The sequence below is a fragment of the Nocardia sp. NPDC101769 genome, assembly GCF_044766925.1.
Classification (GTDB): domain Bacteria; phylum Actinomycetota; class Actinomycetes; order Mycobacteriales; family Mycobacteriaceae; genus Nocardia.
Genome location: NZ_JBIWMX010000045.1, coordinates 1 through 13,047, shown reverse-complemented (window position 1 = coordinate 13,047; position 13,047 = coordinate 1). Strand labels below are relative to the sequence as shown.

The following is a 13,047-nucleotide window of genomic DNA, read 5'->3' as shown; positions in this document are numbered from 1 at the left end:
TCCAGACATTTTCTGCTTTCTCTGCGGACTCGCGAGTAACACCGTTACTCGAGTAACGCGGTTACTCTAGCCACATGCGGAGACCGCGGAAAGAGGGCCGACTCCGGAGTTCGTGAGCATCGTCGCGGCTTCCTCGAAACCAGCGACGGGACGCTGATGGTCGGCCACGGCCCCATCGCCGGGCCGAGCCCCGAACGCGATGCGGTCTTCCAGGCCACCCTCCACCCGTGGCCGACGGTCCGCGATGGACGAGCCATTCGGGGCGCTGGATCAACTCACTCGGGAGCGGCCGCGGGTGGAGCCGCAGCGACCGCGGCCCAAATCGGGCAAAACCATTGCGTTCGTGACGCATTCGGTGGAGGAGGCATTCCCGCCCACCCGGGTCCTGATCATGAGTGCCCGTCCCGGACTGATCATCGTGTACCGGGAGGTGGTATTACCGGGCGATGACGAGGTGGGCGTCCGGGCCATCACTGTCACCGCGACACCCGAATTCCAGGCCCTCGAAACCGAATTGACGAAGGCGATCCACGCAGCCCACGTCTGATCATGAATACGACGATGGCCCGTGCCGCGCATTTGCGGGACGGGCCATCGGACGTTTCGAATCGACGCGAAACCTGAATTACAGGTAGGCGCCGCACACGGGCCAGGCGCCCGGACCCTGACCGGCGAGCACGTTCTCCGCGACGCGGATCTGCTCCTCACGGCTGGCGTTGGCGGCACTGCCGCCGCCACCGTAGGCGTTCCAGGTGCTCTGGGTGAACTGCAGACCGCCGAAGAACCCGTTGCCGGTGTTGGCGCCCCAGTTGCCGCTGCTCTCGCACTGCGCGACAGCGTCCCAGTTGTGCCCGGCGGCCGAAGCGGTCGCGGTGGACAGCGCGAACGGGACGGACACGAGCGCACCGATGGCCGCGGCGGCAGCGAATGTGCGGGTGGTGAGCTTCCGGTTGCGATGCATAGAGTGTTTCCTCGCCTGCGCCCGCCGGCCCGCGCTCTCGGCTGCGGGTCCCCGTCCCCAGGGTTATCGGTTGCTCTCGAATCGCGGGACGGAGTTGCCGGTGTTCGTCGATTCGAGTTCGGGCCCGGTTGAATCCGAGCCGAGACCGACGGTAACGGATCAATCACGTTAGATCACGTAACGATCACGGCCAGTTGACGGATCGATATCGAGGATACTCAATGCGTTTTCGCTGTTCGCATCGCCGTTTTGACGAATGACATTTCTGGAATTCGTAAACAATTTTGTGACGGAGGTCACGCGAAGATAGTGACCTCGATCGCGCAATACAAACTCGAAACAAAACGATCCCCGTCGGAAATCGCCTTCCGACCGGCTCGGATCGCGGTGCGCACAACCATTGCTCCAGGTCAGAGCCCTGACCATAGTGCCAACATGGCCGATGAACCCCGTTCCGGAGCACGCGCTGTGGACCGCGCGATCCAGGTGTTGAATTGCTTCCACGGCGACGATCCGGAGCTGTCGCTGAGCGAACTCGCCCAGCGGGCCCGGCTGCCCGTCAGCACCGCACACCGTCTCGCCCAGGCGCTGGTGCGCGGCGGCCTGCTCGAGCAGGGGCCGGCCGGTGATCGCTACCGCGTCGGGCACGGGTTGGCGACCCTGGCCCGGCCCGCCCTCGCCCGGTTGGGCCTCGAGTCCGCGGCGCCGCATCTGTACGCGCTCGCCGCGGGCATCCGGATCACGGTCAGCGTGAGCGTGATGGACGACAGCGACGCGCTCACCGTCTTCCAGGCCCGCCCGCCGATCCACTTCTGCCACCACCAGGTGCCGCGGTCCCGGCAATCCCTGCACGCCAGCGCGGCGGGCCACGCCCTGCTGGCCCACTCCCCCGCCCGCGCCGCCGCCGACATCGACCTGGACCGGGTCCGCCGCACCGGCTTCGCCTCCGAGCTGATCGAGACCGACGACCCCATCCGCGCCCTGGCGGTGCCCATCGTCGGGCCGGGCCGGCAGGTGCACGGGGCACTGGCGGTGCAGGCCCGTTCGGCCCGCCTGGACGGTGAGCTGATCCGGGCCGTCGTGCCCGCCATGCGGATCGCCGCGGGCCGGATCGCACCGCTGTTCCAGACCACCGACGGCGCGGCGCCCTCCGCCGCCGGGTTTCGCTCACGCTGATTTCCACATGGTGAAAAGCCGGTTGCCGCGCCGCGGCCCCCATCGCAGCATGTGACCACCGCCGAATCATCGCCAGTTCCCCTGTCCGGCAAAGGAATCCCCATGACGCTCTGTTGTCGCCCCGCCCTCGAATCCCACCGAGCGACAGTCGTATTCACCGAAAGACTCCCCCATGGCATTCCCTCCCCGCCGGACCAGGGTGCGCCGCGCCCTCGCCGCCGCGTTCGCCGTCTCCAGTGCGGTCGTCCTGCTCACCGGCTGCGCGAAAACCGACCCGGGCACGACCGCCGACGGTAGAACCGTCATCCGCTATCAGGGATCGACCGGCCAGGTCTCCGCCTTCGAACTGGCCGCCGACCTCGGCTACTTCAGCAAGATCGACCTCCATTGGGAGGGCGACACCACCAGCGGCCCGGCCAATATTCAGGCCGCCGCCACCAAGCAGGTCGAATTCGGCAGCGCCTTCAACGGCGCGGTCATCAAGCTGGTCGCTGGCGGCGCTCCCGTCACCGCCGTACTCAGCTCCTACGGGGCCGACGAACTCAACTTCACCGGCTACTTCGTGCGCGACGATTCGGGCATCACCTCCGCGCGCGACCTCATCGGCAAGAAGGTCGGCGTCAATACCCTGGGCGCGCACCACGAGTTCATCACCCGGCAGTGGCTGCACGACCAGGGGCTCAGCGATCAGGAGATCAAACAGGTCCAGCTGGTCGTACTGCCGCCCGCCAGTACCGAGGACGCGCTGCGCAATGGGCAGATCGACGTGGCCGCCCTCGGCGGCGTCTTCCGGGACACCGCCGTCGGGCGGGGCGGGGTGCACCCCCTCTACACCGACAAGGATCTGTTCGGGCAGTTCGATTACGGCACTTACGTTTTCCGCAACGACTACCTGAAGTCCCATGCCGCGGCCGTCGCCGATTTCGTGCAGGGCACCGCACGCGCCACCCGCTGGCTGCAGGTCACGCCGCGCGACGAGGTGGTGGCGCGGTTCGCCGACATCATCCACAAGCGCGGGCGCAACGAGAACACCGCGCTGCTGCAGTACTACAAGAGCTCGGGTATCCCCGTCCCCGGCGGCGTGATCGCCGAACGCGAACTGCAGATCTGGATCGACTGGCTGGTCCGCAACGGGGAACTGCCCGCGGGCAAGCTCGCCGCCAAGGACCTCTACACCAACAGGGACAATCCGTACGCCAACGGCACCTACCCGGCCACCAGCGGTCCCAGCGGCGAGGCGGTGGCGAAATGAGTTCCGCGACCATCAAACTCGCGCTCACCGGGGTCCGCAAGGAGTTCCCCGTGCGCGGGGAGCAGGAGAGTTTCACCGCGCTCGCCGATATCAGCGTCGATGTGCGCGACGGTGAGTTCCTGGTCCTGGTCGGGCCGAGCGGCTCGGGCAAGTCCACCCTGCTGGATCTGCTCGGCGGGCTCGGCAAACCCACCTCCGGGCAGATCCTGCTGGACGGGGCACCGGTCACGGGACCCGGCCTGGACCGCGGAATCGTCTTCCAGCAGTATGCGCTGCTGCCCTGGCGCACCGCTCGGGCGAATATCGAATTCGGGCTGGAGGCCAAGGGCATTCGCCGTCGCGAACGCCGCGAGATCGCCGAGCACTATCTCGAGCTCGTGGGCCTGGCCGGATTCGGGAACCGCTATCCGCACGAATTGTCCGGCGGTATGAAGCAGCGGGTCGCCATTGCCCGGAGCCTGGCCTTCGACCCGGAGGTGCTGCTGATGGACGAGCCCTTCGCCGCCCTCGACGCCCAGACCCGGGAGTCGTTGCAGGACGAGCTGTTACGAATCTGGCGGGCCACCGGTAAGACGGTCCTGTTCATCACCCACGGCATCGACGAGGCGGTGTACCTGGGGCAGCGCGTGGCGGTGCTGACCTCGCGGCCCGGGCGGATCAAGGCGGTCGTGGACATCGACCTCGACCGGGACGGGGATCCGGATATCCGTTCCAGCGAACGATTCCGCGAACTGCGCCATCACGTCTGGTCCCTGCTGCACGACGAGGTCGCGCGGGCACAGGACCTCGAGCAGGCCGCGCTCACCGGCGACAAGAGGAGTTCCCATGTCTAGCGCACTGCAATTCGTCGAAGCATCCATCGATCTCCGTGGCGAGCCCGCCGCCACCGGCGATGCGACCCGCACGAAAACCCGGCACGCTGCGGCCGTGCTGACCGCCGTCGCCAGAATCGCATGGCGAATCGGCAAGCCCGCCATCGTGATCGCGGCCTTTCTCGCCCTGTGGGAAGCCGCGCCGCGGCTGGGGCTGGTGGACGAGGTGTTCCTGCCGCCGTTCTCGGCGGTCGTGCAGGCCGGGCTGGAGCTCATCCGCAATGGCCAACTGTGGGAACACGTCTCGACCAGCGTGACCCGCTCGCTCATCGGCTTCTCCATCGCCCTGGTCGCGGCCGTTCCGGTGGGTGTGGCCATTGCCTGGTACCGACCGGTCGCGGAATTCCTGAGCCCGGTGCTGGAACTGTTCCGCAATACCGCCGCCCTCGCGCTGCTGCCGGTGTTCATCCTGATCCTCGGCATCGGCGAGACCTCCAAGATCGCGCTGGTGGTGTACGCCGGATTCTTCCCGATCCTGCTCAACACCATAAGCGGGGTGCGTACGGTCGATCCGCTGCTCGTGAAATCGGCCGTCTCGCTCGGGTTCTCACCGATCCGCCTGTTCCAGAAGGTGATCCTGCCCGCCGCCGTGCCGTCGATCTTCACCGGCATCCGCATGGCCGCCTCCGGATCGATACTCGTGCTCATCGCCGCCGAGATGTTCGGGGCGCGTTCCGGGCTCGGCTACCTGATCACCGCCGCCCAGCAGAACTTCCAGATTCCGGACATGTACGCCGGGATCGTGGCCATCGCCCTGGTCGGACTCGCCTACAACGGCGTGCTCGTGGCCATCGAGCGACGGCTGTCCCGCTGGCGCGCCCACTGAAATCCGTCGAAAGAACCTCTTCCATGTCCAACACACGCAAGACCTTCCATCTGAACGCCTTCCTCATGGGCGTCGGCCACCACGAGGCCGCCTGGCGGCATCCGCGCACCGAGGAACACCGGGTCCTGGATGTGAAGCACTTCCAGGAACTGGGCCGCATCGCCGAACGCGGCAAGCTCGACTCGGTGTTCTTCGCCGACGGGCTGGCCGTCGGACCCCGGATCAAGCGCAACGCGCTCTCCGTCTTCGAGCCGATCACCCTGCTCGCCGCCATCGCCGCCGTCACCGAGCACGTCGGATTGATCGCGACCGCCTCCACCACCTACAACGAACCCTTCAACCTGGCACGGAAATTCGCGTCCCTGGACCACATCAGCGGCGGCCGGGCCGGCTGGAACATCGTCACCTCGGGTAGCGAGGACGAGGCGTTCAACTTCGGTTACGAGGCCATCCCCGAGCACGCCCGCCGCTACGAGCGCGCCGACGAGTTCGTCGACCTGGCGGTACGGCTCTGGGACAGCTGGGAATCCGATGCCATCGTGCTCGACCCGGAGACCGGCATCTTCGCCGACCCTGACAAGGTCCACACCCTCGACCACCGCGGCGAACGCTTCCAGGTCCGGGGCCCGCTGAATTCGCCCCGCAGCCCCCAGGGCCGGCCGCTGCTGGTGCAGGCCGGATCCTCCGAGAGCGGAAAGGAATTCGCCGCCCGCCACGCCGAAGCGGTGTTCACCGCGCAGCGCACCCTCGAGGAGGGCCGGCGGTTCTACCGCGACCTCGAGTCCCGGCTGCCCAAGTACGGCCGCTCCGCCGACGACCTCAAGGTGCTGCCCGGCCTGGTTCCCTTCATCGCCGACACCGAGGCCGAAGCCCGGGCACTCGAACAGGAATTCACCGACCTCATCTCCCCCGACTACGCGCTGCGGCAACTGTCCACCCTGCTCGGCGTCGACCTCACCGAGCACGCCCTCGACGCACCGCTGCCGCCGTTGCCACAGGAAAGCGACATCCAAGGCGGCAAGAGCAGATTCACCCTCGTCAAGGAGCTCGCCGAAAAGGAGGACCTCACCGTCCGCCAGCTCATCGGCAAACTCGGCGGCGGCCGCGGTCACCGCACCTTCGCCGGCACGCCCGAGCAGATCGCCGACGAACTCCAGTCCTGGTTCGACCAGGGCGCGGCCGACGGCTTCAACATCATGCCGCCCTATCTGCCCGGCGGGCTCGAGGACTTCGTCGACCGCGTGGTCCCGATCCTGCAGGAGCGCGGGCTGTTCCGCACCGACTACACCGCACCGACCCTGCGCGGCCACTACGGACTCGCGCCCGTGGAAAGCCAATTCGCCCCCGCCCGTACCCAGGCGACCGCCTGAGATCTGAGAGGACCGCTCATGACCACCGCAACCGAGAACCCGGTCGGCACCTTCCGCATCGAACCCGTCGCCGGGCATATCGGCGCCGAGATCACCGGCATCGACCTGCGCGGCAACTTCACCGACGAGCAGATCGCGGTACTCACCGCCGCGCTGCACCAATACAAGGTGCTGTTCTTCCGGGATCAGCACATCGGGCACGCCGAACAGATCACCTTCTCCCGGCGATTCGGCGCAGTCACGCCCTCGCATCCGTACGACGATGACGCGCCCACCGAGTACCCCGAGATCCTCGCCGTCGACAGCCGCCTGTACGAAAAGCGGTTCGGGAAGAAGAAATTCAGCTACACCAACCATTGGCACACCGATGTCTCGCCGCTCATCAACCCGCCGGCGGCCTCCCTGCTGCGGGCCGAGATCGCGCCCGAGCGCGGCGGCGACACCCAGTGGACCAACCTCGCCGCCGCCTACGCGGGCCTGCCGGATTCGCTCAAATCCTTCCTCGACGGACTGCGCGCCGAGCACCGATTCGGCGGCAAGCTGCCCGCCTGGGACACGGAGAGCGACTACGCCAAGCGGGTCGCGGCCGCACCGCTGATCACCGAACACCCGGTGGTGCGGGTGCATCCGGTGACCGGTGAACGCGTGCTGTTCGTGAACCCGGGCTTCACCACCCGCATCGTCGGCCTCAGCCCGCGCCAGAGCGACGCGCTGCTGGAACTGCTGTACGCCGAACTCTCCGATCCGGCGTACACGGTCCGATTCCGTTGGGAGAAGGGCAGTGTCGCGTTCTGGGACAACCGGGCCACCGCGCACCTCGCACCCGGCGACCTCACCCACCTGAACGTGACCCGCGTGCTCTACCGCACGACCCTGGAGGGCGACGTGCCGGTCGGCGTCGACGGCGAGCCTTCACGCTCCATCGCCGGTGAGCACTTCGGCGGCTCGCAGGACTGATCCCGCGGCGCTCACCGCGGAATCAGCGGGGCCCTCTCGACAGTGTCGAGAGGGCCCCGCTCAGTTCCTGATTCGATTCTGCTTGGATCCCCGGACCGTCAGCGGCCCAGCGGACGCGGCGGCGGAGGCGGGTTCTGCCAGCGCTGGTCCGGGGGCTCCTGGCGGTACTGCGGCTGTACCGGCTGCTGCTGCGGTGGCCGCTGCTCCAGATTGGGCCGTGTCGCGGTCTGCGGCAAACCGACCGGCTCGACCGGCGTCCGTGCATCCGCCTCGGCCGCCCGGACGGCCCGCTGGGTGGCCGGGTCGGTGGCGGTTTCGAACCAGTCGGCCACCTCGTCGGCATCGTTCTCGGGCGCTTCCGCGGCCGCACCGTCCTCAGACGGCTCGTACCGGAACACACCGTCCTCACCCTGCTTGCCGAAACCGCGCGCGAAGCCCTCGAGGGCCTTGCCGAAATCGCTGGGCACCAGCCACACCTTGTTGGCATCGCCCTTGGCCACCTGCGGCAGGGTCTGCATGTACTGGTAGGCCAGCAGCTCGGGGGTCGGCTTGCCGTTCTTGATGGCGGCGAACACCTTCTCGATGGCCTTGGCCTGGCCCTGCGCCTGGAGGTAGGCGGCGGCCCGCTCACCCTGCGCGCGCAGGATGCGGGATTGCCGCTCACCCTCGGCGGAGAGGATAGCCGCCTGCTTGGAGCCCTCGGCCGAGAGGATCTGCGCCTGCTTCTGGCCCTCGGCCGTCTTGATCGATGCCTCCCGCTGACCTTCCGCGGTGAGGATCATGGCGCGCTTCTCACGGTCGGCCTTCATCTGCTTCTCCATCGATTCCTGAATCGACGGTGGCGGATCGATGGCCTTGAGCTCGACGCGCGACACCCGCAGACCCCAGCGGCCGGTGGCCTCGTCGAGCACCCCGCGCAGCTGGCTGTTGATCTGGTCGCGGGAGGTCAGGGTCTCTTCGAGGGTCATGCCGCCGACCACGTTGCGCAGCGTGGTGATCGTCAACTGTTCCACGGCGGCAATGTAATTGGAGATCTCGTAGACCGCGGCCTGCGGACTGGTGACCTGGAAGTAGACCACCGAGTCGATCTGGACGGTCAGGTTGTCCTGGGTGATGACCGGCTGCGGCGGGAACGACACCACCCGCTCGCGCAGATCCACCTTGGCGCGCACCCGATCGGCGAACGGCACCAGGAAGGTCAGTTGCCCGGACACCGTCCGCGAATAGCGGCCCAGCCGCTCGATCACGGCGGCCTCGGCCTGCGGCACCAGGGCCACCGATTTGAAGACCACCACCACGACCAGGAGGATGAGTACGACGGCGACTATCAGTACAGCCATCACGGCCCTTTCATGACGACGGCGTGGGCGCCGTCGATCCTCATGATGTACACGGTCGAACCGACGGGATAGGACTCCGCGGCGTCATAGGGACGCGCGCTCCACACCTCGCCACCGAGCTTCACGCGACCGCCGTGCTCGTCGACCGTTTCGAGCACCTTCGCGGTCTTTCCTGGCAGCGCGTCCACCCCGGTCTGATGCGGCGGCGGAATTGCGTAGCGCCGCAACAGGAATGGGCGGACCAGCACCAGGAGGGCGATCGACGAGACACTGAATACCACCGCGTCGATGAGCACCGACGAGCCGGTGAGCTCGTTGGCGCCCGCAGTGATGAGCGCGGCAACACCCAGCATGATCAGCACGAGACTGCCCGTGAGCATCTCAGCTGCCGCGAGCAGAATCCCCGCGACCAGCCAAACTATTGCGGCCACGCCACCAACAGTAACCGTAATCGCGGGTTACGGCCGGTATTCGTGATCACTCCGCGCTTCGTACCCGACATACCGGAATGGGCGCGGCGCGAGGGGGATTCCCGCTCATCGCCGGTAACCTTCACGCGGTGAGTGGGCACCAACGGTACGGCGACATCTTCTCCGGGCACGCGCGCAAGCAGAAACGAGAGGTGCCCCGCGTGGTCGCCGAACGCGACCTCGTCGCCGAGGACGCGGCCACCGGATTCTGCGGCGCCGTAGTGGGTTTCGATCGCAGCTACGACGGCGACTTCGTCAAACTCGAGGATCGCGGCGGGCGGGTCCGGCTGTTCGCGCTGCGGGAAGCCGCGTTTCTGATCGACGGGCAGCCGGTGACACTCGTGAAGCCGACCGCAGCCGCGCCCGAGCAGCCCACCCGATCCGCCTCGGGATCCACCCGCGTCGAAGGGCTGAAGGCGCGCGTCGCGCAGGCCAGCCGCATCTGGGTGGAGGGTGTGCACGACGCCGCGCTGGTCGAACGGGTGTGGGGACACGACCTGCGGGTCGAGGGCGTGGTGGTCGAACAACTCGAGGGCCTCGACCATCTCGGCGCCAAACTCGCCGAATTCCAGCCCGGACCGACCCGGCGCGTCGGAGTCCTGGTCGACCATTTGGTCACCGGCTCCAAGGAATCCGGCCTGACCCAGGGCCTCGGCGCGCACGTCCTCGTCACCGGCCACCCCTACATCGACGTGTGGCAGGCCGTCCGCCCGCAGGCCGTCGGCATCCCCGCCTGGCCCGACGTCCCGCGCGGGGAGGACTGGAAAACAGGCATCTGCCAGCGGTTACGCTGGGGCACGCCGCAGGAGGGGTGGCGGCGCGTCTACAACGCGGTCAACTCCTATCGCGACCTGGAGACCCCGCTCATCGGCGCGGTCGAACGACTGATCGATTTCGTCACGGAGCAGGAGTAGCCCGCCAGTTATCCTCGAATGCATGAGTTCCCCGAGTGCATCGCTGACGGTCTGGGCCGGCGCCTGGCTGGCCGGCCGCAGCGCCCCCGACGACGTGCTGGACGCGCTGCGTACCTGGGCTCCCCAGCAGACGGTGGCCGCCGGGGATCCCGTGACCGGAGGGCACACCGGATTACCGTGGGCATCCGACGACGAGCCCGCCGCGGTGGCCGGGGCGGGAATCATGGTGCTGCTCAAGGTCATCCGGGAAGCGATCGACGGACCCGAGGCGCAGATGCGGCTGGTGCTGCCGATTCCCGGAGACGTGCGCGGACTCCCGGTCGGCACCGAATTCGCCGCCGCCGCAACCGAAGCCGAGGAAGGCATTCTGATCGGGACCGCAGGGTCGGCCGGCACCGGGCTGGTCCCGGTCTGGACCCACGACGACGCACTGCAATGGCGGGTCTACTCGACCCCGATCCCCTTCGCGCACGTACCCGAAATGCCGCTGGGCGAAGCCGAATACACCATGCGGGAGGCGGTCCGCGACGCCGCCGACGCACTCCAGCAGCTCCAGACCACCAGGCTCGGGTCCGGCGGAGTCGGGCCTCGCGAACTCGTCGAAGCCGAACTGGCCGGACATACCAAACACAAGTACCCGGATTCGATGCCCCTGCGCGCCCAGCGGATCCTCGACACCGCCGACCAGGTGGCCGCCATCCTCACCGTCGCCGAACGCGAACCAGCCTCCGCCCCGACCTCCGCGACCGCCGTGGCCGCACAGGAGGCGCTACTCCGACCACTCTGGAACGCGATCCGGGCCGCACGGCTGGCCGCGGTCCACGCTCGGTGACTGTCCGATTTCTTCAAGACCGATCGCGATGGGGGCGCATACCGTTCGGGTATGGCTATTCGACTGAATGTGATCGGGATCGTGGTGACGGACATGGGTGCGTCGCTGGAGTTCTATCGGCGGCTGGGAGTGGAGTTCGCCGACGGCTCCGAGCAGCAGCCACACGTGGACGCCGACCTTGGCGGCGGTATCAAGCTGATGCTCGACACCGAGGAAACAGTTCGGTCATTCCATCCGGACTGGAAGGCCGTGCCCGGAGCCGGGCGAATCGGCCTCGCGTGCGACTGCGGCTCGCCGGCCGGGGTGGACCAGAAGTTCGAAGAGCTGGTCGGCGCAGGCTACCGAGCCGAGCTGAAGCCGTTCGATGCGTTCTGGGGCCAGCGGTATGCCACAGTCCTCGACCCGGACGGGAATGGGGTCGACCTTTACGCCGCCCTCGCGTAAAAGCGGCAAGACCCGAGGACGAAAAGACAAGAGACAAACACGCCTGGAGAAGGGAGGGGGCCGGGCTCCCGTCCGCGCCTGCACCTACCAGCTCCCTAACTAACCTGCCCCCGCGATCCGCGCGGATACCCAGTCGAGTTCCTCCGCGGGCAGGAACCCGCGTATGTCCGGGCATGGACGCCGACGGAGGGGATACTCGATGCTCCGACAACGATTCCATCACCGCTGACGTCGATGACGGTGAACCGCGGGTCCAGATCGTTCAGCGCTATCTCGTGAACATCAGCAGCGTCGCAGATGACGGCAGTCGCGTTGTTGCGCCGGTTCACCGCGCTGCCCGCCGACACCTTCCCTCAAACCCGGCGCTATGCCGCCGAACTCACCTCCGGCACCGGGCCCGACCGCTTCGCATTCACCCTCGCGCTGATCCTGAACAACCTCTGCCCGTCGGTCTCACGCGCGTCGGCGCCACCTTTTCCTGCCGGTCCGGGGAAGAACATCGACGCCCTGAACGCACTGTAGGAACCCCGTGGACACAGGCCATCGGCCGATCTCGCGATGTCCGATATTGCCGCATACCGCGCTGACCGAACCGGCCAGCGCGGGGCACGGCACCCGGAACCTGGTGCGGCACAGAACGTCCGCTATTGCCGAATGGCGTGTGCCAGTAGACGGTTCGACGCCTGTGCTTCGTCCGGCGGCCCGATACCGTTGCGTGGTGAACGGTGACAGCCTGCTCCAGCCCGGCAAATACGCTCGTATCGAGCGAGAACGCCGGTTCCTTCTCGCCAACCTCCCCAGCAATCCAACGCCCACCACCATACGTGCGATCACTGACTGCTACTGGCCCGAAACCACACTGCGCCTTCGGCATATCGCCGACCACGACGGCAGCCACCAATATAAGCTGACCCAAAAGATCCCAGCCCCAAGCCCGGGACCGGTTCAAGGACTGATCACCAACACCTATCTGACCGGCGGAGAATACCGCCTGTTCGCCACACTTCCGGGCAACGTGCTGACCAAGACCCGCTACAGCATTCCGCCTTTCGGGATCGACGTCTTCGCCTTGCAGCTCCGCGGCCTCGTCATCGCCGAAGCTGAGTTCAGCAACGACGACGACATGCTCGCGTTCACTCCACCGATATATGCCATCGCCGAAGTCACCGACGATCCGCGCTTCACTGGCGGACAACTGGCCCGCACCCCGCGCGACCAGCTCGTCTCCTTGCTGGCCGACTTCGGCATCGAATAGCAAGCCGTGAGGATCGAGGTTCTCGAGCAGTTCCGCTATCCGCGTATCGAATGCACTGTAGTGCCGCATACCGCGCTGACCGAACCGGCCAGCGCGGGGCGCCGGAAGATCAACTGGCCGTGCCGATCCGAGGCCGGCGGAACGTCCGCTATCGCCGAGTTCCGTGCATTCTGCGGGTGGTTCAGTGGGCGGCCTATGGGCTGCGGGGTGCACAGGGACTCCCGGACCCCTTGTCGCGCTGAGGCAGAAGGATCGTCGTGTACTGCCGAGTAGCCCCGGGCCGAACCGGCCATTACGGGGGTGGCGGGCTCACCATATTTCCCGCGTATTCAGCGTCATGCGCTGAAAGTGTGTCAGGCGTGGCACAGCTTGTGGCAT

15 protein-coding genes are annotated in these 13,047 nt (G+C 67.2%); 12 read left to right on the top strand and 3 right to left on the bottom strand.

Translation table 11 applies throughout. From position 1 onward, the window contains the following. Positions 1-343: 343 nt before the first annotated feature. Entirely contained in the window at positions 344-547 is a 204-nt protein-coding gene (locus ACIRRA_RS40850) for a hypothetical protein (RefSeq protein WP_402779932.1), read from the top strand. A 78-nt stretch (positions 548-625) separates the two neighbouring features. On the opposite strand, the gene ACIRRA_RS40845 is transcribed toward ACIRRA_RS40850, so the two are convergent. Continuing rightward, on the bottom strand, positions 626-961 hold the full coding sequence (locus ACIRRA_RS40845; protein ID WP_402779930.1) for a transglycosylase family protein: 336 nt from the start codon (positions 959-961) through the stop codon (positions 626-628). A 435-nt stretch (positions 962-1,396) separates the two neighbouring features. On the opposite strand from ACIRRA_RS40845, the gene ACIRRA_RS40840 reads away from it, so the two are divergent. From ACIRRA_RS40840 to ACIRRA_RS40815, 6 genes are all read left to right on the top strand, one after another. Beyond that, positions 1,397-2,137, top strand: coding sequence for an IclR family transcriptional regulator (locus ACIRRA_RS40840; RefSeq protein ID WP_402779928.1), 741 nt, complete (start codon positions 1,397-1,399; stop codon positions 2,135-2,137). A 172-nt stretch (positions 2,138-2,309) separates the two neighbouring features. Next, entirely contained in the window at positions 2,310-3,389 is a 1,080-nt protein-coding gene (locus tag ACIRRA_RS40835) for an ABC transporter substrate-binding protein (protein WP_402779926.1), read from the top strand. Beyond that, on the top strand, positions 3,386-4,222 hold the full coding sequence (locus ACIRRA_RS40830) for an ABC transporter ATP-binding protein (protein ID WP_402779924.1): 837 nt from the start codon (positions 3,386-3,388) through the stop codon (positions 4,220-4,222). The genes ACIRRA_RS40835 and ACIRRA_RS40830 overlap by 4 nt, the downstream gene beginning before the upstream one ends. Beyond that, on the top strand, positions 4,215-5,087 hold the full coding sequence (locus ACIRRA_RS40825) for an ABC transporter permease (protein ID WP_402779922.1): 873 nt from the start codon (positions 4,215-4,217) through the stop codon (positions 5,085-5,087). The genes ACIRRA_RS40830 and ACIRRA_RS40825 overlap by 8 nt, the downstream gene beginning before the upstream one ends. Positions 5,088-5,110: 23 nt before the next feature. Continuing rightward, positions 5,111-6,457, top strand: a complete 1,347-nt coding sequence (locus ACIRRA_RS40820) for an LLM class flavin-dependent oxidoreductase (RefSeq protein ID WP_402779920.1) — start codon at positions 5,111-5,113, stop codon at positions 6,455-6,457. A gap of 18 nt (positions 6,458-6,475) precedes the next feature. Continuing rightward, the gene (locus ACIRRA_RS40815) at positions 6,476-7,414 is read left to right on the top strand and encodes a TauD/TfdA dioxygenase family protein (protein ID WP_402779918.1); all 939 of its coding nucleotides are present in this window, start codon (positions 6,476-6,478) and stop codon (positions 7,412-7,414) included. A 98-nt stretch (positions 7,415-7,512) separates the two neighbouring features. Here the strand turns inward: ACIRRA_RS40815 and ACIRRA_RS40810 are convergent, their stop codons facing one another. After that, positions 7,513-8,754: an SPFH domain-containing protein gene (locus tag ACIRRA_RS40810; RefSeq protein WP_402779916.1), complete on the bottom strand. Its 1,242-nt coding sequence runs from the start codon at positions 8,752-8,754 to the stop codon at positions 7,513-7,515. Continuing rightward, positions 8,754-9,185: an NfeD family protein gene (locus tag ACIRRA_RS40805; RefSeq protein WP_357007533.1), complete on the bottom strand. Its 432-nt coding sequence runs from the start codon at positions 9,183-9,185 to the stop codon at positions 8,754-8,756. The genes ACIRRA_RS40810 and ACIRRA_RS40805 overlap by 1 nt, the downstream gene beginning before the upstream one ends. 128 nt (positions 9,186-9,313) lie before the next feature. Between ACIRRA_RS40805 and ACIRRA_RS40800 the strand changes: the two genes are divergently transcribed. The 5 genes from ACIRRA_RS40800 to ACIRRA_RS40780 all read left to right on the top strand — a co-directional run bounded on the left by ACIRRA_RS40800 (position 9,314) and on the right by ACIRRA_RS40780 (position 12,669). Further along, positions 9,314-10,138 carry a DUF3097 domain-containing protein gene (locus ACIRRA_RS40800; RefSeq protein WP_402779914.1) on the top strand — a complete coding sequence of 275 codons (825 nt, stop codon included), beginning with the start codon at positions 9,314-9,316 and terminating at the stop codon, positions 10,136-10,138. A gap of 22 nt (positions 10,139-10,160) precedes the next feature. Further along, positions 10,161-10,970 carry a hypothetical protein gene (locus ACIRRA_RS40795; RefSeq protein ID WP_402779912.1) on the top strand — a complete coding sequence of 270 codons (810 nt, stop codon included), beginning with the start codon at positions 10,161-10,163 and terminating at the stop codon, positions 10,968-10,970. A 51-nt stretch (positions 10,971-11,021) separates the two neighbouring features. Further along, on the top strand, positions 11,022-11,414 hold the full coding sequence (locus ACIRRA_RS40790; protein WP_402779910.1) for a VOC family protein: 393 nt from the start codon (positions 11,022-11,024) through the stop codon (positions 11,412-11,414). 297 nt (positions 11,415-11,711) lie between these two features. Beyond that, a complete protein-coding gene (locus ACIRRA_RS40785) occupies positions 11,712-11,936 on the top strand; it encodes a hypothetical protein (protein WP_402779908.1) in 225 nt (74 codons plus the stop codon). A gap of 196 nt (positions 11,937-12,132) precedes the next feature. Further along, complete coding sequence (locus ACIRRA_RS40780) at positions 12,133-12,669, top strand: hypothetical protein (protein WP_402779906.1); 537 nt, start codon at positions 12,133-12,135, stop codon at positions 12,667-12,669. The last annotated feature ends 378 nt before the right edge of the window (positions 12,670-13,047 follow it).